Source organism: Micromonospora sp. NBC_01412, from assembly GCF_045040215.1.
Lineage (GTDB): Bacteria > Actinomycetota > Actinomycetes > Mycobacteriales > Micromonosporaceae > Micromonospora > Micromonospora rubida.
Map to the genome: position 1 here is coordinate 1,700,699 of NZ_CP109528.1, position 19,458 is coordinate 1,720,156.

Consider the following 19,458-nt stretch of genomic DNA (forward strand, 5'->3'; position numbering starts at 1 on the left):
CCGCCCGGCCCGGCAGCACACCGCCCGGCCCCGCCACGCGCCGCACGGCCGCGCGCGGCGGCCCGGGCGGGCGGGTCAGAGCAGCGCGCCCTCGTCGTGCAACCAGTCCACAAAGGTGGTGGCCACCGCGGCGCCACAGTCGAGCATCTCGACCAGGAGCGCGTCGTGCGCCCCCGCGCCGAGGGGCACCTGGAGCTCCGCGTAGATCGGCAGTTGACCCCGCTCGGTGGGGTCGCCGATGTAGGCCTTGCAGAACCGGCGGGTGTGGTTCCACTCGTTGACCACCCGGTAGGCCCGGTCGACCCAGTCGGGCGGGACCGTCGCGTGTGGACGGGCCCGCATGACCAGGATCTCGTCCTCCGGGCCCTCCAGGGTGACCAGCACCGCGTGCCGCTCCCACATGGCCAGCAGGTTGCCGTCACCGTCGGCCAGGTAGCGCACGTCCAGCAGGTCGAGCGCGTCGCAGACCCGGCGGAGGGTGACCTGTGCGATGGTTGCCGACATGTCCGTGATCACGGAACGGTCGGCGGCCGGGCAGTCGTCGCCCGGTTGACGTGGGGCCGGTGGTCCGACCCGGACGGTGCTGTCCACTGTGATCCCGCTTCGAGTTTCCGGTTCGCCGTCACCGGCGGGACCGGGGCGCCATGACCACCACGGCATCGCTCGCGCACCTCACTCCCCAGCGGATCCAGTCGCCTACGGTGCGTTGGATCCGAGGATGGACGGTACCCGGACAGCCGGGTTGAAGCATCCCCCCAACGGCAGCACCGATCCAGAAGAATGAACAGGGGTCATACTTTCGGATGAGCCCCGAGCGGCGTGACGGCAAGATCAGCAACCTTCTGCGACCACACGGCTCCGTATGGTCCCACCAGACTGACCCATTGCCCAGCCACTCGCACCTGAACGTCGCCGCTGGCGGTCCCACCGGTAAAGGGTAGGGGGGTCCCGACGGGCGGCACTGGGGTGTCGACACCGGGACCGGGGCGGCCCAGGAAGCCCATCCGCACCAGTCCCTGGACCAGCCGCTGGGCGATCTCGACCGGCGGGCCGGGCGGGTCGTCCGGGGTGACCACCACGGCGACGTGGTCGAGCAGGGCGTCCCGCAGCACCCGCTGCCCCACCGCCCGGCCGCCCACACCGTGGGCCGCGGCCTCGCGCAGCGTCCCCGCCGCCGCCTCGGCGATCCGCCACAGCTCCCCGGCCGGCAGCACCTCGACCGGCCGGCTCGTCGAGGGCGGCAGCGGCCAGCGCCACTGCGCGTCCCGCCGGGCCGGCAGGGCGTCCTCGCCGCCCGCAAGTGCGGCCAGCAGTTCCCGGGCGGCGACCGTGACGTCGCCGCAACCGGCCCCGGCCACCGTCCGGGCGGCCAGCACACCCCATGGCAGCCGGGCCCAGAGGACCGTCCGGCCGACCGACGCCGCCCCGGCCACCGGGCCGGAAGGCGACGCGGGAGGCAGGGCGGAGGGCGACGCAGCCGGCAGGCCGGACGGGGGCGGGGGGACGGCCTGCGGCGGGGCCGCCGGGCCGGCCGGGCGCAGCCGGACCAGCGCCGCCGGGTCGAGCCGGACCAGCCGGGCCAGGAACGCGCCCGCGTCGGCCACCCCGACCAGCCCGTGCCCGCCGTCGGCCCGGTCGGGCCCCTGCGGGCGGGCCAGGGCGCCGCTCACGCCCGGGCCCCGGCCGCGCCGACGCCCGGGGCGTACGCGAGCAGGAAGGCCCGCTCCTCCTCGGTGATCCGCCGGGGCCGCTTGGCGACCAGGTCGAACGGAACCAGCACCGAGCGGGCGGTGCTGGCCAGCACGTCGCCGTCGTACAGCTCGTAGCCGACGGTGAACCGGGAGGCCCGGATCTCCTCGATCCACAGCTCGATCCGCACGGTGGGGGCGGCCTCCGCGGTGGCCCGGCCCAGCGCGTAGTCGACCGGGCGCAGGTAGTCGACCTCGTGCCGCCGGATGACCACCCCGTCGGCGAACGAGCCCACCCCCCACGCCCGGCCGCCGGCGAACATCAACGCCACCCGCGCCTCCTCGTACAGGGTGAGGAAGCGCGAGTTGTTGATGTGCCCGTACGCGTCCAGGTCGGACCAGCGCAGCGTGCAGTGGTAGACGAACCGGTCAGTCACGGGTGAGCTTGCGGTAGGTCACCCGGTGCGGGCGGGCCGCGTCGGCGCCGAGCCGATCGATCTTGTTCTTCTCGTACGCCTCGAAGTTGCCCTCGAACCAGAACCACTTCGCCGGGTTCTGGTCGTCGCCCTCCCAGGCCAGGATGTGCGTGGCGACCCGGTCGAGGAACATCCGGTCGTGGGAGATGACCACGGCGCAGCCGGGGAACTCCAGCAGCGCGTTCTCCAGGCTGGACAGGGTCTCCACGTCCAGGTCGTTGGTCGGCTCGTCGAGCAGGATGACGTTGCCGCCGATCTTCAGCGTCAGCGCCAGGTTGAGCCGGTTGCGCTCGCCGCCGGAGAGCACCTTGGTCGGCTTCTGCTGGTCCGGCCCCTTGAAACCGAACGCGGCGATGTACGCCCGCGACGGCATCTCGACCTTGCCCACCATGAGGTAGTCCAGGCCGTCGGAGACGACCTCCCAGACGCTCTTGTCGCCGTCGAGGCCCTGGCGGTTCTGGTCGACGTACGACAGCGTGACGGTGGGGCCCACCCGGACCTCGCCGTCGGTCGGCTGCTCCAGCCCGACGATGGTCTTGAACAGCGTGGTCTTGCCGACGCCGTTGGGGCCGATGATGCCGACGATGCCGTTGCGCGGCAGCGAGAACGACAGGTCGTCGATCAACAGCCGGTCGCCGAAGCCCTTGCTCAGGTGCTGCGCCTCGATCACCGTGCTGCCCAGGCGCGGGCCCGGCGGGATCTGGATCTCCTCGAAGTCGAGCTTGCGGGTCTTCTCCGCCTCAGTGGCCATCTCGTCGTACCGCTCCAGGCGGGCCTTGGACTTGGTCTGCCGCGCCTTGGCGTTGGAGCGGACCCACTCGAGCTCCTCGGTGAGGCGCTTCTTCATCTTGGCGTCGCGGCGCCCCTCGATGGCGAGCCGGGCGGCCTTCTTCTCCAGGTAGGTGGAGTAGTTGCCCTCGTAGCCGATGGCCCGGCCGCGGTCCAGCTCCAGGATCCAGCCGGCCACCTTGTCCAGGAAGTACCGGTCGTGGGTGATCGCCATGACGGTGCCGGCGTACTTGGCCAGGTGCTGCTCCAGCCAGGAGACGCTCTCCGCGTCCAGGTGGTTGGTGGGCTCGTCGAGCAGCAGCAGGTCCGGCGCCTCCAGCAGCAGCTTGCAGAGCGCGACCCGGCGACGCTCACCACCGGAGAGCTGGGTCACGTCGGCGTCCGGCGGCGGGCAGCGCAGCGCGTCCATGGCCAGTTCGAGCTTGGAGTCGATGTCCCACGCGTCGAGGTGGTCCAGCTCCTCCTGGAGCTTGCCCATCTCCTCCATCAGCTCGTCGGAGTAATCCGTCGCCATCTGCTCGGCGATGGAGTTGAACCGGTCCAGCTTGGCCTTGGTCTCCGCGACCGCCTCCTCGACGTTGCCGAGTACGGTCTTGGCGTCGTTGAGCGGGGGCTCCTGGGCGAGCATGCCGACGGTGTAGCCGGGCATCAGCCGGGCCTCGCCGTTGCTCGGCTTGTCCAGCCCTGCCATGATCTTGAGGAGGCTGGACTTACCGGCGCCGTTCGGGCCGAGCACACCGATCTTGGCCCCCGGCAGGAAGCTCAACGTCACGTTGTCGAGCACGACCTTGTCGCCGTGCGCCTTGCGTGCCTTCTCCAGGACGTAGATGTACTGGGCCACGGTGCGGGCTACCTCCATAGGTTGCGATCTGGAAGCTTGCGGGGTGCGGGCGCGGCGCGGCTCCGGGTGCCGCTCGCCGCCGCCGGCCGGGGGCCGGCCACAACGCAGGCCATCCTCAATCCTGACAGGTACGACCCGCTCCGCCCACATCACCCCGCCCCAGCAGTACGCCGGCGAGCCGCATTGGCCGGAACGGCCGGTCTCGCCGAGGCCGGCCAGAAGCTCGACGAGGCGCAGGCGAAGATCACGCCTGAGCTGCGGGCCAAGGCAGCCGCGCTGCTGGGCGAGGCTTCGCGTGGACGGATGGCCTCATGACCGACGCGGGCCTGGTCCTCGACACGTCCTGCCTGCTCGCGTACTCCGAGGGCGCCGAGGCAGTCGGCGAGCAGATCGCCAAGGTCGCGGACAAACTCCAGGTCGTGATCGTCCCCGCTCTCTGCCTGGCCGCGGCGTACCGCCAGGTGACCAGCGACGGATGGCCGCTCCTGGACATTGTCGGCGCCCTCGAACAGGTGGTCGTCACGTCGGTCGAGCACGACATGTGCGCGACCCTCGGGGGATGGTCGCGCACCCTGGGGAGCATGGACCTGGCACAGGCGGCGATGGAGGCCGCCCGCGCGACGACGCCGATCATGACGGACCGGCGGGAGGCCCTGGGCGAGGTGCTGCCCAAGGAGTGGCCGATCATCGACCTCTGACCGGTCCTGACCTGCGTGATCACCTTCACGGTTCGGCGGTCGTGGGACGGGTAGGTAACTCCGGCACGGGGCACCAGACGCCGCAGCTACGCTCAGTACGCTCATCGCGGTGGACCCGTCAGCACCCGGAGGTGGCCGAACGTGACCGTCCGTAGTTCCTTTGTCGTAGTAGCGAACCGACTACCGGTCGACGAGGTGAACACCCCGGAGGGACGGCAGTGGCGCCGCAGCCCCGGCGGTCTGGTCACCGCGCTGCACCCTGTCCTCGCGGAGCACCAGGGCACGTGGGTGGGCTGGGCCGGCGGCACTGGCGCCGCCCCCGAGCCGTTCGACCTGGAGGGGATCCGGCTGCACCCTGTGCCGCTGAGCGCGGACGAGCTGGAGCGCTACTACGAGGGTCAGTCGAACGCGACGATCTGGCCGCTCTACCACGACGCGGTGGAGACCCCGGCGTACAAGCGCCGCTGGCGCGAGGCGTACCGACTGGTCAACGCGCGGTTCGCGGAGGCCGCGGCGGAGGTCGCGGCCGAGGGCGCGACGGTCTGGGTGCAGGACTACCAGCTCCAGCTGGTGCCGGCGATGCTCCGCGAGCTGCGCCCCGACCTGCGGATCGGCTTCTTCCTGCACATCCCGTTCCCGCCGATCGAGCTGTTCATGCAGATGCCGTTCCGCGCCGAAATCCTGCGCGGGCTGCTCGGGGCGGACCTGGTCGGCTTCCAGCAGCGGCTGGCCGCGCAGAACTTCGTCCGGCTGGCCCGGCACCTGCTCGGGCTGCGCTACGAGGGGCAGATGATCCAGGTCGACGGCCGGCAGGTGAAGGCGGGCGCCTTCCCCATCTCCATCGACACCAGGGAGATGGAGCGGCTGGCCGAGGACTCGGCGATCCAGGCCCGGGCCAAGCAGATCCGCGAGGAGTTGGGCAACCCCAAGACGATCATCCTGGGAGTTGACCGTCTAGATTACACGAAGGGCATCGAGCTTCGGCTCAAAGCCTTCCGCGAACTTCTTGCTGACGGAAAGTTGACAGTTCCGGACGCGGTTATGGTGCAGGTCGCCACCCCGAGCCGCGAACGGGTGGAGCACTACCAGGCGCTGCGAGTCAAGGTCGAGCGTGAAGTTGGCCGAATTAATGGCGAATTTGGCAGGGTCGGCGTGCCTGCGGTCCATTACCTGCACCAGTCGTACAGTCGCAGTGAACTGGCGGCCATGTACGTGGCCGCCGACGTGATGATGGTGACCCCCCTTCGAGACGGAATGAATCTGGTGGCTAAGGAGTACGTCGCATCGCGCGCCGACCAGGGCGGCGCGCTCGTGCTCAGTGAGTTCGCCGGCGCCGCCACCGAGCTGCGCCAGGCGTTTTTGTGTAACCCGCACGACCCCGACGCGGTCAAGGACGCGTTGCTCAAGGCCGTGCATGTGGAGAAGCCCGAGGCCCGCCGACGGATGCGTGTCATGCAGCGTCACCTGCGCACCCACGACGTGGGGCACTGGGCGAAGTCGTTCCTCACCGAGCTCGGTGTGCCTGATTCGGAGGTTGCGTGAACACGTCCGTCCACGACGGGGCGGCCTCGGCCGCGGGAGTGCTGGATCCGGAGCTTAGGGCCGCAATCGGCCGGATAGCCCGGGTCCCCCAGCTCCTCGTCGCCTGCGACTACGACGGCACCCTCGCGCCGATCGTGGAGGACCCGAGCAAGGCAGTGCCGCTGCCCGAGTCCGTCGCCGCCGTCCGGGCGCTCGCCGCGCTGCCGCAGACCACCGTCGCGGTGGTCTCCGGCCGGGCGCTGCGCGACCTGGCCGCGCTGTCCCGGCTGCCCAGCGAGGTGCACCTCGTCGGCAGCCACGGCTCCGAGTTCGACATCGGCTTCGTCGAGCGGCTCTCCCCCGAGCTGATCGCCGTGCGCACCCGGCTGCGCGACGCGCTGCGTGAGATCGCCAACGCCCACCCGGGGGTCCGGCTCGAGCGCAAGCCGGCCAGCGTCGCGGTGCACACCCGCGGGCTCGACCCGCAGGTGGCCGCCGCCGCCGTCGAGGCCGTCCGCAAGGGCCCCGCCACCTGGGACGGCGTCACCGTCACCCAGGGCAAGGAGGTCATCGAGCTGTCGGTGGTGGCGACCCACAAGGGCACCGCCGTCGACCAGCTCCGCACCCAGCTCTCGGCCAGCGCGGTGCTGTTCATCGGCGACGACGTCACCGACGAGAACGCCTTCGGCAACCTGCACGGCCCCGACATGGGCATCAAGATCGGTATCGGGGACACGAAGGCCGACTACCGGGTCGCCGAGCCGATCGAGGCCGCCCGCGCGCTCGGTCTGCTGCTGGAGACCCGGCGGCACTGGCTCTTCGGCGAGCGGGCCGTGCCGATCGAGCGGCACTCGATGCTCGCCAACGGGCGTACCGTCGCGCTGCTCACCCCCGAGGCCAAGGTCACCTGGCTCTGCCACCCCAAGCCGGACTCGGCGGCGATCTTCGCCGACCTGGTCGGCGGCAGCCCCGCCGGGCACTTCAGCGTCGCCCCCGAGCGCGGCGGCATCCCGCTCGGCCAGCGCTACCGCTCCGGCACGATGACCGTGGAGACCCGCTGGTCGGGCCTCACGGTCACCGACTGGCTGGACAAGCCGGCCAGGGAGACCACCCCGGACGGCCCGGCGGTCGTCACCGGCGACTCGACCCTGGTCCGGGTGCTCACCGGCTCCGGGCGGGTCCGGGTGGAGTTCGCCCCCCGGCCCGAGTTCGGCCAGGTGGCCACCCAGCTCCAGCCGGTCGGCGACGGCCTGCTGGTGCTCGGCTCCAACGAGCCGGTCGCGCTCTACTCCCCCGGGGTCGAGTGGCAGGTCAGCAACGACGGCGGGTACGAGACGGCCAAGGCCGTCGTGGACCTCTCCGCCGCCGGCGGGCAGGTCGTGCTGGAGCTGCGCTTCGCCACGCACAGCCTGGAGCACCACCGGCTGCCGGTCCACGAGCGGCAGGCCACGGCCGAGCAGCCGTGGAAGGACTGGGTGGCCTCGCTGCGGCTGCCCGCCACCGCCCGGGACCTGGTCGCCCGCAGCGCGCTGACCCTGCGCGGGCTCTGCCACGAGGCGACCGGCTCGATCCTCGCCGCGGCGACCACCTCGCTGCCGGAGGAGCTGGGCGGCGTCCGGAACTGGGACTACCGGTACTGCTGGCTCCGCGACGCGGCGATGACCGCGCGGGCCCTGGTCGACCTCGGCTCCATCGAGGAGGCCGAGGCGCTGCTGCGCTGGGTGGACGGCTGCATCGAGCGCACCGGCGGTCACCCCGAGCGGCTGCACCCGCTCTACACGGTCGACGGGTACGAGCTGGGCGCCGAGGCGGTCATCGACACCCTGCCCGGGTACGCCGGCTCCCGGCCGGTGCGGGTCGGCAACCTGGCCAACCACCAACTCCAGCTCGACGTGTTCGGCCCGATCGCCGACCTGATCGCCGCCGTCGCCGACGCCCGGGGCTCGGTCCGCGAGGACGAGTGGCGGGTGCTGGAGAACATGGTCGAGGCGGTCCGCCGCCGCTGGCACGAGCCCGACCACGGCATCTGGGAGGCCCGCCTCCCCCCGCGGCACCACATCTTCTCCAAGGTGATGTGCTGGATGACCGTCGACCGGGCGCTGCACGTGGTGCGCCAGCACGGCGGCGAGGACCGGGCAGAGTGGGTGGAGCTGCGCGACCGGATCGGCGCCAACGTGCTGGAGCACGGCTGGCATCCCGACGTGGAGGCGTACAGCGTCGCGTACGGCAACGAGGACATGGACGCCTCGTCCCTGTGGATCGGCCTCTCCGGGCTGCTCCCCGGCGACGACCCGCGCTTCCTGTCCACCGTGCTCCGGATCGAGGCGGACCTGCGCAGCGGCCCGGTCGTCTACCGGTACCACTGGGACGACGGCCTGCCCGGGCGCGAGGGCGGCTTCCACATCTGCACGGCGTGGCTGATCGAGGCGTACCTGCGCACCGGTCGGCGCACCGACGCGGAGGAGCTGTTCACCCAGATGATCGACACGGCGGGCCCGACGGGGCTGCTCCCCGAGCAGTACGACCCGCTGGCCGAGCGTGGGCTGGGCAACCACCCGCAGGCGTACAGCCACCTCGGCCTGATCCGCTGTGCCCTGCTGCTGGACAACATGCTCAAGCAGTGACCTGACCGCGAAGGCGGCCGGAGACCACCCGTCTCCGGCCGCCTTCGCGTGTGCGGCGGCGGTACCCCTACCACTGTCCCCACCCCAGTAGTACCCCGCGACTCATTGACACCCACCTGTCGTCCTGTTTAGCTGCGGCGGCGGCATCGGCATCGACGAGGCCGGATTTCTATCGGGTTGCCAGGACGGAGATGCCGTAGTGAACAGAGTGACGAAGGCCCTGCGTGGGGTAGGCGCGGCGCTGAGCGCGGTGCTGGTCGTGGCCGGGGTCGTGGTCGTCGGACCCACTCCCGCCTCGGCCGCGAACTACTACTACGAGTTGCCCTACCCGGCGGGTGAGTCCTACCGGGTCACTCAGGGGCCGGAGGGCACCTACTCGCACGTCGGCCCCTACAACGAGTACGCCTGGGACTTCGGGCTCCCGGCGTGGTACGAGGTCTCCGCCGCGCAGGCCGGCACCGTCCTCATCTCGGACTGGTCGGTGTACCCGGGGAACGGCATCGAGGTGATGATCCGGCACTCGAACGGCCAGTGCACCCACTACATCCACCTGAACCAGGCGATCTACAACACCGGTGACTGGGTCCCGCAGGGCCGGATCATCGGCTCGTCGGGTGCCACCGGGAACGCCTCCGGGGCGCACCTGCACTTCCAGGTCATCAACTGCAACACCCGGGTGGGCATCCCCGCCACGCTCCAGGGCTGGTCGCCGCCCACCGGCTCCTGGCCGGTGAGCGTCAACAACCGCGCCTGACAACCGCTGGCAGGCCCGGCCCGCCGACGATCGACGGCCGAAGCGGCACCGCCCGCTCCGGCCGTCGATCGTTCCCGCCCGCTCCGGCCGGCTCAGCCGTCGAGCGTGCCCACCACGTCGCCGACGACCACCACGGCCGGCGGGCGGAGGCCCGCCGCGAGCACATCTGCGGCCACCGCGCCGAGGGTCGACCGGAGGCTCCGCTGGCCGCCGGTGGTTCCCTCCTGGACGACGGCGGCCGGGGTTCCGGCGGGGCGGCCGTGGGCGATCAGGGCCTCGGTGATCGCGGCCAGGTTCTTCAGCCCCATCAGGATCACCAGCGTGCCGCGCAGCCCGGCGAGGGCCTCCCAGCGCACCAGGGAGGCCGGAGAGTCGGGCGCGAGGTGCCCGGAGACCACGGTGAACTCGTGCGCCACCGCCCGGTGGGTGACCGGGATGCCGGCCGCCGCGGGGGCGGCGACCGAGCTGGTCACCCCGGGGACCACAGTCACCGGCACCCCGGCCGCCGCGCAGGCCAGCAGCTCCTCGCCACCCCGACCGAAGACGTACGGGTCGCCGCCCTTGAGCCGGACCACGAACGCGCCGGCCAGCGCCCGGTCGACGAGGATCCGGTTGATCTCCTCCTGGGCCCGGGACGGCCCGTACGGGATCTTCGAGGCGTCCACCAGCTCGACGTCGGGGCGCAGCTCGTCCAGCAGCAGCCCGGGCACCAGCCGGTCGGTGACCACCACGTCGGCCTCGGTCAGCAGCCGCCACCCCTTCACGGTGATCAGCTCCGGGTCGCCCGGCCCGGCCCCGACGAGCGCCACCCGTCCGGCGGTCGGCCCGCCCCCCTCGACCGCCCCGCTCCGCCGAGGGCCACCGACAGGGGCCCCCTGCGCCGCCGGGGGCGTCGCCCCGGGGTACTGGCCGGCGCTCAGCAGGGCGCGGACGGCGTCGCGGACCGACATGGCCCGGCGGGGGTCGCCGCCGCCGAGGACGGCGACGGTGACCGGGCCGTGCCGGGTGACGGCGGGGGTCCAGGCGGTGGCGGCGACCCGGTCGTCGGCGCGGACGCAGAAGATCCGGCGCTCGGCGGCGGCGTCGCTGACCGCCGCCGCGGCGGCCGGGTCGTCGACAGCGGTCTGAACCAGCCAGGCGCCGTCCAGGTCGCCGGGGGCGAAGCGGCGCGGCTCCCAGCGCAGCCGGCCGGCGTCGACGTGGGCGCGCAGGGCCGGGGTCAGCTCCGGCGAGACCAGCAGGACGTCCGCGCCCGCGTCGAGCAGTGCCGGCACCCGCCGGGTGGCCACCGTGCCCCCGCCCACCACGACCACCCGCAGGCCGGCCAGCCGCAGCCCGAGCGGGTACGGGTTGCTCACTTCTCGGCCACCCCGGCCGAGTCGAAGGTGGCCACCTCGTGCAGCACCCGGACCGCGCCGGCGACCACCGGCAGGGCGAGCAGCGCGCCGGTGCCCTCGCCGAGGCGCAGCCCGAGGTCGATCAGTGGATCGAGCCCGAGGTGGTGCAGCGCGGCCGGGGCGCCCGGCTCGGCCGACCGGTGCCCGGCGACCATCGCGCCCACCGCGTCCGGGGCGAACGCGGCGGCGGCGAGCGCGGCGCTGACCGCGATCAGCCCGTCGAGCAGCACCGGCACCCGGCGGGCGGCGGCACCGAGGATCAGCCCGGCCAGGGCGGCGTGCTCCAGACCACCGACGGCGGCGAGCACGCCGAGCGGGTCGGCCGGGTCGGGGGTGTGCCGGGCCAGCGCCGCCCGGACGACGCCGATCTTCCGGGCGTACGTCGGGTCGTCCACCCCGGTGCCCCGGCCGGTCGCCTCGGCCGGGTCGACGCCGGTGAACACGGCGACCAGCGCCGCGGCCGGGGTGGTGTTGCCGATGCCCATGTCCCCGGTGAGCAGGATGCCCGCCCCGGCGTCGATCAGCTCGCGGGCGATCCGGATGCCGGTCTCCACGGCGGCGCGGGCCTCGTCGCGGGTGAGGGCGGCGGTGACGGCGAGGTCCCGGGTGCCGCGCCGCACGTTCGCCGACACGAGGCGGGGCGCGGCGGAGTTCGCCCCGCCGCCGGGGGTCGCGGCGCCGGCCTGCGAGGCGGGCGGGGCGGGCGGCAGCGGGGTGGCGACGCCGACGTCGACCACGGTGACCGAGGCGCCGGCCTGCCGGGCGAACGCGTTGACCACCGCCCCACCGGCCAGGAAGTTGTTGATCATCTGCGCGGTGACCTCCTGCGGCCAGGGGGTCACCCCCTGGGCGTGCACGCCGTGGTCGCCGGCGAAGATCGCCACGGCGGCCGGCTCGGGCAGCGGCGGGGGGCAGGCGGCGGCCAGGCCGGCCAGCCGGACGGAGAGCTCCTCCAGGGCGCCGAGCGAGCCGGCCGGCTTGGTCAGCCGGCCGTGCAGCTCCCCGGCGGCGACCATCGCCGGCTCGTCGAGCGGCCGAATCGCCGCGATCGTGGACTCGAGCATCATGCCTCCAGGATTTCCGCCAGTATCGCGGTGAACGTGTCGGTGGTGTCCCGGTCGCGCACGGCCACCCGCAGCCAGTCGGGGCCGAGGCCGGGGAAGGTGTCGCCCCGGCGTACCGCCCAGCCGCGCTCGCGCAGGCGCTGCCGCACCTCGGCCGCGCCGGGCAGATGGACCAGCACGAACGCGCTGGCCGGGCGGCCCGCGACGCGTACCCCCGGCAGGGCCGACAGGCGGGCGGCCAGGTGGTCGCGGTCGGCGGCCAGCCCGGCGGCGATCGCGCGCTCGGCCGCGACGGCGACCGGGGACGCGCAGGCGGTGGCGGCGGCGAGCGCCGGGGTGGAGACCGCCCAGAGCGGCTGCGCCGCGGCCAGCCGGGCCAGCAGGGCGGCGTCGCCGAGCAGGTAGCCGATCCGCAGCCCGGCGAGCCCCCAGGTCTTGGTGAGGCTGCGCACCACGACCAGGCCGGGCAGGTCCCGGCGGGCGGCCAGGGACTCCGGCTCCCCCGGCACGCCGGGCGCGGCGGTGGTGTCGGCGAACGCCTCGTCGACGACGAGGACGCGGCCGGGGCGGGCCAGCGCGGCGAGGTCGGCGGCCGGGTGCAGCACGCTGGTGGGGTTGGTCGGGTTGCCGATCATGACGAGGTCGGCGTCGGCCGGCACCCGGGCGGGGTCGAACCGGAAGTCCTCGGCCGGGTCGAGCAGCACCCGCTCGACGTCGTGCCCGGCGGCCCGCAGCGCGGCCTCCGGCTCGGTGAACTGGGGGTGCACGACCACCGGCCGGCGCACCCCGATCAGGGCCCTGGCGAGCAGCACGAACCCCTCGGCGGCCCCGGCGGTGAGCAGGACCTCCTCCGGGGGACGCCCGTGCCGGCCGGCGACGGCCGCCCGCGCCGCCCGGTTGTCCGGGTACGCGGCCAGGTCGCCCAGCGCGGCGGTGATCGGTTCGGCCAGCCAGTCCGGCATCGGGGCCCGCCGCACGTTGACCGCGAGGTCGACCAGGCCGTCGCCGACCTCGGCGTCCCCGTGGTGGCCGAGGTCCGGCTCATCCCGGGTGGGGGTCGTCGAAGCCGACTGAGCACGCATGTCCGCGATCCTGCCGGGAAGCCGCCGTGCGGGACAGCGCATCCCGGGGTGGGCAGCGTCACCACCCGCCAACCCGCCTTCCCGTTTATGAATTCTTCTCATTTCCGAATCGGAAATGTCATAGCTTGACCCTGTGAGCAACCGACCCCTCGCTGGCGCTGGCCGTCTCGTCCCTCTCCTGCGTGCCGGGCTGATCGCGGGCATCGTGATCGCCGGAGCCCTCTACCCGCTGGCCGCCGTCACCGGGCTCGGCGCCAAGGCCACCGCGCACGCCGTGGAGCAGAAGACGAACATCCTGCGCGACGCGCTGCCCGCCGAGACCTCCTATCTGTACGCGCCCGACGGCAGGACCGTGCTGACGATGTTCTACGAGGAGTACCGGCGCTACACGAAGCTGTCGGACATGTCCCCGAACATCCAGCAGGCCATCGTGGCCGCCGAGGACAGCCGCTTCTACCAGCACCACGGCGTCGACCCGAAGGGCGTCGCCCGGGCCTTCGTGGCCAACTCCCGCTCCGGCGGGGTGTCCCAGGGCGCGTCGACCCTGACCATGCAGTTCGTCCGGATGGCCCTGCGCGACAGCGCCCGGACCCCGAAGGAGGTCCAGGAGGCCACCCAGCAGACCAGCCTGCGCAAGGTCAAGGAGATGCGGATGGCCCTGGACGTGGAGAAGGAGCTGAGCAAGGAGCAGATCCTGGAGCGCTACCTGAACTCCGCGTACTTCGGCCACCGGGCGTACGGCGTCTACGCCGCCGCGCAGATCTTCTTCTCCAAAACGCCGGCCACCCTCACCCAGGCCGAGGCGGCCACCCTCGCCGGACTGGTCAAGTCCCCGTCGGAGTACGACCCGGTCACCTCCGACCAGAAGGACGCCACCGGGCGGCGCAACTACGTGCTCGACCGGATGACCCAGCTCGGCTACCTCTCGTCGGACGCCGCGACGGCGGCGAAGGCCGAGCCGATCCGGCTACGGCTGACCGACCCGCCGAACGACTGCGCCTCGCTGCCCGAGAAGTACAACAGCTGGGGCTTCGCCTGCGACTACCTGAAGAACTGGTGGAGCGCTCAGCCGGCGTTCGGCGAGAACCGGCTGGAACGGATGGACAAGCTGCGCCGGGGCGGCTACCGGATCGTGCTCAGCATCGACCCGAAGATGCAGGAGGCGGCCGAGAACAACGTCGGGGCCAAGGACAGCACCGGCAGCCCGTTCGCCAACGGCATCGTGCTCGCCGAACCAGGGACCGGGCGGGTGAAGGCGATGGCGGTGAACCGGAACTACTCGCTGGACGTCAGCGAGAACGGGCTCAGCTCGAACCCGGAGGCCGGCCCGAAGGTGAAGGCGAATTACCCGAACACGGTGGCCCCGCTGCTCGGCGGCGGCGACCTGCCCGGATACCAGGCCGGGTCGACGTTCAAGATGTTCCCGATGCTGGCCGCGCTCAACGCGGGCATGCCGCTGTCCACCGCGTACGACTCGCCGTACAAGTACCAGTCGGCGATCTACGACGGCTGGGCGCCGTCCAACGCCAGCGGCGCGATGACCGGCCGGCAGACCATGTGGTCCGGCTTCGGCAAGTCGGTGAACACATACTTCGTCCAACTGGAGGAGAAGGTCGGGGCGGACGCGGCGGTCCGGCTCGCCGAGCAGCTCGGGCTGCGCTGGCGCACCGACGTCGACCGGGAGCAGGCGTCGCCCGGCAAGGCGAAGAAGTGGGGCGCGTTCACCCTGGGCGTCTCCGACGCCACGCCGTTGGAGATGTCGAACGCCTACGCCGCGATCGCCGCGGACGGCCGGTACTGCGAGTCGATGCCGGTGCAGTCGATCAGCAACCGGGACGGCAACCCGACGACGTACACCACGGTCGGCGGGATCACGCGGGAGGTCGCCAAGCCGCGCTGCCGGCAGGTGGTCAACGCGGACGCCGCCCGGGCCGCCACCGACGCCGCCCGCTGCCCGACCGGGGACACCCCGGCGAAGGGCGGCTGCGGGGGCTGGTCGACGGCGGACAGCGTGCGGGGCACCGTGGGCCGGCCGGTGGCCGGCAAGACGGGCACCACGGACAGCACCCGGTCGGCCTGGTTCGTCGGATACACCCCGGAACTGGCGGCGGCGAGCTTCATCGCCGACCCGGACAACCCGTTCAACGCGGTGGGCGACGGCCAGTCCCAGATCCCGGTCAACGCGGTGGCCCAGACCCTCCGCGACGCCCTCAAGGGCCAACCCACCCGCCAGTTCACCCCACCCTCCGACGCAATAGCCGGCTAACCCCCACCCCACCCCCAGCCCCCCGCCCCACCCCGCCCCGGCTCGGCTCGGCTCGGCTCGGCTCGGTGATCAAGAGGTTTGCGTCGGGATCTGCCCGGATCCATGACGTAAACCTCTTGATCACCGGACTCGGGTGGGTGAGCAGGTGGGTGTGGTCGGCCGTCCCGGGGGCGGGGTGGGCTGCCGCGGGGCTGTGGTGGCTGTCATACGGGTAGCCTCGACACGTGTACCGGTTCCTTCTGACGCCACGCTGGCTGGGCATCCTCGCACTGACCCTGGTCGCTGCGGCCGTGATGGTGCTGCTCGGCAACTGGCAGCTGGACCGGTACCGGGGCCGGACGGCGATCAACGAGCGGATCGACGTCGGCGAGCGGATGGCCCCGGTGCCGCTGCGGGACGCCGTGCCCGCACCGAGCGGGGGCGCCGGCACCGCCGGCCCGGCCCCCGCCGACGAGGCCACCTGGACCCGGGTCACCGCGACCGGCCGGTACGACACCGCGAACGTCGTCCTGGTGCGCGGCCGGACAGTCGACAACCGGGTCGGCTTCGAGGTGGTCACCCCGCTACTCCTCGCCGACGGCACGGCCGTGCTCGTCGACCAGGGCTGGGTGCCGCCGGCACCCGGCGGGGCCATGGCCCAGCCGCAGCTTCCGCCCGTGCCGCAGGGCGAGGTGACCGTGGTGGGTCGGGTGCACCCGACCGAAAGCGGCGGCGGGGCCGTCGACCGGCGCGCGGGCCGGCTGGAGACCCGCCGGATCGCCGTCTCCCGGCTGGCCGACGAGCTGCCGTACCCGGTGCACGGCGCGTACGTCCTGCTGGACGAGCAGACGCCGGCCACCGACCCGCTGTTCCAGGCGGTGCCGATCGGGCACACCAACAACTGGCAGAACTTCGGGTACGTGGTGCAGTGGTGGCTGTTCGCCGCCATGACGCTCTTCGGCTACGGCTGGGTGGCCCGGCGGGAGGCCCGCCGGATGGCCGGGCTGGACGAGCCGCGCAAGTCGATCGACCGAGCCGCCGAGCCCACGCCGGTCACGCCGACCACGGTCACGCCCACCACCCCGGCCTGACCCCCTGCGGCGCGGGCCGCCCTGATCGACTCGGTGTCGTCGACATCGCCCGCTCGCGAGCGCGGGACGACGCGATGTCGACGGTTCGGAGTGGTGTCCGACCAGCCACCGGACGATCGGCTGGCCAGCCACCGGACGGTCGGCGGGACCGCGACCCGGCGGAACGTTGTAGTGTCCGCGGGTGATCAACTCCCGTGGGGGGTCACGGTGACCCCTGATCCCACGCCCCCGCCGCACCCGGAGCCGCCGCCCCCGGCCCACCCGCCGGAGCCGATGACGGCGACGCACCCGTCGGCCGATCCCTGGGCGGTCCCGCCCCGGTCGACGACGTACTCGACCCCGCCGGCAGGGTTCCCGGCCACGGCCGACCCGTTCGCCGCTCCCCCGCCAGTTCCCCCGCCCGCCGCGCTGCCCGCCACTCGACCGTTCCCCGTCCCGCCGGGCGACCAGGTCCCGGCAGCCCAGTACTCGGCGCCGCCGCCCGCTCAGCACTCCGCGCCGCCGGACCAGTACTCCGCTCCACCCACCCCGTACTCCACACCGCCGGACCCGTACTCCGCTCCACCCACCCCGTACTCCACACCGCCGGACCCGTATTCCGCGCCGCCGGTTCAGTACTCCGCGCCGCCGGTTCAGTACTCGGCGCTTCCGGGCCCGTACTCCGCGCCGCCGGACCAGTACTCGGCACCGCCGGACGCCGGTCGGCTCGGGCCGCACCCGCCCCTGATGGCACCGCCGACCGTGGCCCCGGGCGGCGGCCCTCAGTACGTGACGCCGTCCGCCGTGGCGGTGCAGATCGGCGAGATCATGGTCACGCCGCCGGAGATCCGTACGCCCGCCGGCGTGCTGCCCCTGGCCGGGGCGCAGTGGCACGTGGCCGACTACTGGCAGAAGGAGGAGAAGATCGCCCCCTGGGCGATCGTCTGCGCCATCCTCGGGTTCTTCTGCCTCACCATCTTCAGCCTGCTCTTCCTGCTGATCAAGGAGACCCGGCACCACGGCACCGTGCAGGTCACGGTCACCAGCGGGCACCGGCAGTACGTGGCCCGCATCCCTGTCACCGACCAGAGTCAGGTCATGCACGTCAACAACCAGGTCAACTACGCCCGGTCCCTGTCGATGCACTGACCCCGACGCCGCCGGCCCCGGGGCCATCCCGCCAGCGCCCCGCCGCCGGGGCGGTCCCGGGGCCGGTCAGGGGCGGCGACCGGCGTGGATGGCCCGGACCGAGTCGATCGTGTCCGCCTCGGCGGCGGTCTTGTCGCTGCGGTAGCGGACCACGCGGGCGAAGCGCAGCGCCACCCCGCCCGGGTAGCGGGAGCTGGCCTGTACGCCGTCGAAGGCGATCTCCACGACCTGCTCGGGGCGGACCCGGACCACCCAGTCGCCCCGCTCGACGGCGAGGGCGAGGAACCGCTCGGTCTGCCAGCGCAGCACCTCGTCGGTGAGCCCCTTGAACGTCTTGCCGAGCATGACGAACTCGCCGCTGCCCGGGTCCCGCGCGCCGAGGTGCAGGTTCGACAGCCACCCGCTGCGCCGGCCGCTGCCCCACTCCACCGCGAGCACCACCAGGTCGAGGGTGTGCCGGGGTTTCACCTTCACCCAGGCCGCGCCGCGCCGCCCGGCGTCGTAGGGGGCGTCGAGGGACTTGACCACCACCCCCTCCTGGCCGGCGTCCACGGCGGCGGCGAAGGCAGCCCCGGCCGGCTCCGGGCCGTCGACCTCCACCCGCCCGACCAGCAGCGTCGGGTCGACGGCCCCGGCCAGCGCCGCCCACCGCTCCCGGCCGGGCCGGTCGACCAGGTCCTCCCCGTCGAGGTGCAGCAGGTCGAAGAAGTACGGCGTCAGCACCGCCTCGCCGGTGGTCCCGGCGGCGGCGAGGACCGCCGGTGCGACCGGGACGGGGCCGGCGCTGGTCGGCGTGGTGCGGCGGGCGGCCCGGCTGGACGTCTGCTGGAACGGCAGCGGCCGGCCGGTGGCGTCCAACCCGATCGCCTCGCCGTCGAGCACCAACTCCCGGGCGGGCAACGCCCGGACGGCGGCGACCACCTCAGGCACCCGGGCGGTGATCTCGTCCAGGCTGCGGGTGAAGACGGCGATGTCGGAGCCGGCGCGGTGCACCTGGATGCGGATGCCGTCGAGCTTCACGTCGACCACGGCGGGGACGCCGGTCGCGGCCAGCGCCTCGTCGACCGAGGGGGCGCTCTGCGCCAGCATCGGGGCGAGCGGGCGGCCGACCTGGAGCCCGAAGTCGGCCAGCGCCACGGCACCGCCGCGCAGGGCGGCCACCGCGACCGCGCGCAGGTCACCGGCGAGCAGCAGGGCCCGGCGGACGGCGCCGAGCGGCACGTCGGCGGCCCGGGCGACCGCGTCGGCGAGCAGCCCGGCCTGGGCACCCTGGCGCAGCTCGCCGCTGAACAGCCCGCGCAGCATGCGCTGCTCGTCGGCGGTGGCCGCGGCGAAGAGGGCGTCGAGCAACGCCCGGCGACGGGCCTGGGAGCCGGGGCCGCGCACCGCCGCGATCTCGTCGACCGCGGCGTCGACCGCGAGGACGGTCAGGGTCGGCTCGGCGGCAGGCGGCGGCAGGTCGCGCAGGCCGGCCCAGCCGACGCCGGTCTGGCGTTGCCGCAGCTCGCCGGCGAGCCAGCCGGCCCCCGCCGGAACCTCGGCCGGGTCGAGGGACTTCAGGGCGGCGACGAGCAGCTCCACCTTGGCCCGCCGGCCGCTGGTGGCGCCCACGGCGGCGGAGGTGGCCGCCAGGTCCAGGAACCGCACGCTCCCATCCTGCCAGCCACCCCCGACACCGCTGGGGATACGCGGCGGACGCCGGAAGTTGCCGCTTCCGGCCGCCCAGCCGCCCCCTACGCCGGACCGCTCCCCCCAGACCGGCCCGGCGACGACCGATCAGGCCGGAACGGGCTCCTCGATGCGCAGGCCGCGGGCGCGCACCTCGTCGGCGACCCGGGAGAGCACCGCGTCGAGCGCGACCAGGGCGGTGGAGAGATCACCGATCCGTTCCTTGAGCGTGTCCTCGGGCCACGCGGAGACGTCGACGTCCCCCAGAGCGCTGACGGCGGCCTCAAGCCGGCCCATCACCTCGTTCGTACTCATGTTCGAAAGGCTATAACAGCCCAACTCCCGACACGCCGAGAACGTCCGCCGGAACCAGGGCGTTACCGTTTCGTCAC

17 protein-coding genes are annotated in these 19,458 nt (G+C 73.4%); 8 read left to right on the plus strand and 9 right to left on the minus strand.

The features are described 5' to 3' along the window. Positions 1 to 75 precede the first annotated feature (75 nt). The 4 genes from OG617_RS07490 to ettA form a co-directional block, all read right to left on the minus strand. On the minus strand, positions 76 to 660 hold the full coding sequence (locus OG617_RS07490; RefSeq protein ID WP_405099900.1) for a YbjN domain-containing protein: 585 nt from the start codon (positions 658 to 660) through the stop codon (positions 76 to 78). 131 nt (positions 661 to 791) lie between these two features. Beyond that, a complete protein-coding gene (locus tag OG617_RS07495) occupies positions 792 to 1,670 on the minus strand; it encodes a hypothetical protein (RefSeq protein WP_405099902.1) in 879 nt (292 codons plus the stop codon). Further along, positions 1,667 to 2,125, minus strand: coding sequence for an acyl-CoA thioesterase (locus OG617_RS07500; RefSeq protein WP_396683065.1), 459 nt, complete (start codon positions 2,123 to 2,125; stop codon positions 1,667 to 1,669). Before OG617_RS07500 ends, OG617_RS07495 begins: the two co-directional genes overlap by 4 nt. Beyond that, positions 2,118 to 3,794: an energy-dependent translational throttle protein EttA gene (gene ettA, locus OG617_RS07505; RefSeq protein WP_396683246.1), complete on the minus strand. Its 1,677-nt coding sequence runs from the start codon at positions 3,792 to 3,794 to the stop codon at positions 2,118 to 2,120. The genes OG617_RS07500 and ettA overlap by 8 nt, the downstream gene beginning before the upstream one ends. Positions 3,795 to 3,815: 21 nt before the next feature. Between ettA and OG617_RS07510 the strand changes: the two genes are divergently transcribed. From OG617_RS07510 to OG617_RS07530, 5 genes are all read left to right on the plus strand, one after another. Then, a complete protein-coding gene (locus OG617_RS07510) occupies positions 3,816 to 4,109 on the plus strand; it encodes a hypothetical protein (protein ID WP_405099904.1) in 294 nt (97 codons plus the stop codon). Next, the gene (locus OG617_RS07515; protein ID WP_405099906.1) at positions 4,106 to 4,492 is read left to right on the plus strand and encodes a hypothetical protein; all 387 of its coding nucleotides are present in this window, start codon (positions 4,106 to 4,108) and stop codon (positions 4,490 to 4,492) included. The genes OG617_RS07510 and OG617_RS07515 overlap by 4 nt, the downstream gene beginning before the upstream one ends. Before the next feature lie 141 nt (positions 4,493 to 4,633). Next, complete coding sequence (locus tag OG617_RS07520; RefSeq protein WP_405099908.1) at positions 4,634 to 6,034, plus strand: trehalose-6-phosphate synthase; 1,401 nt, start codon at positions 4,634 to 4,636, stop codon at positions 6,032 to 6,034. Next, positions 6,031 to 8,637 carry a trehalose-phosphatase gene (otsB, locus tag OG617_RS07525; protein ID WP_405099910.1) on the plus strand — a complete coding sequence of 869 codons (2,607 nt, stop codon included), beginning with the start codon at positions 6,031 to 6,033 and terminating at the stop codon, positions 8,635 to 8,637. The genes OG617_RS07520 and otsB overlap by 4 nt, the downstream gene beginning before the upstream one ends. Positions 8,638 to 8,836: 199 nt before the next feature. After that, entirely contained in the window at positions 8,837 to 9,391 is a 555-nt protein-coding gene (locus OG617_RS07530; RefSeq protein WP_405099912.1) for a M23 family metallopeptidase, read from the plus strand. A gap of 92 nt (positions 9,392 to 9,483) precedes the next feature. On the opposite strand, the gene cobA is transcribed toward OG617_RS07530, so the two are convergent. From cobA to cobC, 3 genes are read right to left on the minus strand one after another with little or no spacing between them, the layout of a single operon-like run. Further along, entirely contained in the window at positions 9,484 to 10,749 is a 1,266-nt protein-coding gene (gene cobA, locus OG617_RS07535) for a uroporphyrinogen-III C-methyltransferase (protein WP_405099914.1), read from the minus strand. Beyond that, complete coding sequence (gene cobT / locus OG617_RS07540; protein ID WP_405103531.1) at positions 10,746 to 11,852, minus strand: nicotinate-nucleotide--dimethylbenzimidazole phosphoribosyltransferase; 1,107 nt, start codon at positions 11,850 to 11,852, stop codon at positions 10,746 to 10,748. Before cobT ends, cobA begins: the two co-directional genes overlap by 4 nt. Then, positions 11,852 to 12,934 (minus strand): Rv2231c family pyridoxal phosphate-dependent protein CobC, encoded by a 1,083-nt coding sequence (gene cobC, locus OG617_RS07545; protein ID WP_405099916.1) that lies wholly within the window; start codon positions 12,932 to 12,934, stop codon positions 11,852 to 11,854. Before cobC ends, cobT begins: the two co-directional genes overlap by 1 nt. Positions 12,935 to 13,067: 133 nt before the next feature. Here cobC and OG617_RS07550 point away from each other — a divergent pair, with 133 nt between their 5' ends. The 3 genes from OG617_RS07550 to OG617_RS07560 all read left to right on the plus strand — a co-directional run bounded on the left by OG617_RS07550 (position 13,068) and on the right by OG617_RS07560 (position 17,398). Next, entirely contained in the window at positions 13,068 to 15,200 is a 2,133-nt protein-coding gene (locus OG617_RS07550; protein ID WP_405099918.1) for a transglycosylase domain-containing protein, read from the plus strand. A 224-nt stretch (positions 15,201 to 15,424) separates the two neighbouring features. Next, positions 15,425 to 16,270: an SURF1 family protein gene (locus OG617_RS07555; RefSeq protein WP_405099920.1), complete on the plus strand. Its 846-nt coding sequence runs from the start codon at positions 15,425 to 15,427 to the stop codon at positions 16,268 to 16,270. Between the two features lie 207 nt (positions 16,271 to 16,477). After that, positions 16,478 to 17,398: a hypothetical protein gene (locus OG617_RS07560; RefSeq protein ID WP_405099922.1), complete on the plus strand. Its 921-nt coding sequence runs from the start codon at positions 16,478 to 16,480 to the stop codon at positions 17,396 to 17,398. 66 nt (positions 17,399 to 17,464) lie between these two features. Here OG617_RS07560 and OG617_RS07565 read toward each other — a convergent pair whose 3' ends face one another. Then, a complete protein-coding gene (locus OG617_RS07565) occupies positions 17,465 to 19,045 on the minus strand; it encodes an ATP-dependent DNA ligase (protein ID WP_405099924.1) in 1,581 nt (526 codons plus the stop codon). 129 nt (positions 19,046 to 19,174) lie between these two features. Further along, positions 19,175 to 19,381, minus strand: coding sequence for a hypothetical protein (locus OG617_RS07570; protein WP_396683083.1), 207 nt, complete (start codon positions 19,379 to 19,381; stop codon positions 19,175 to 19,177). Positions 19,382 to 19,458: the final 77 nt, after the last annotated feature.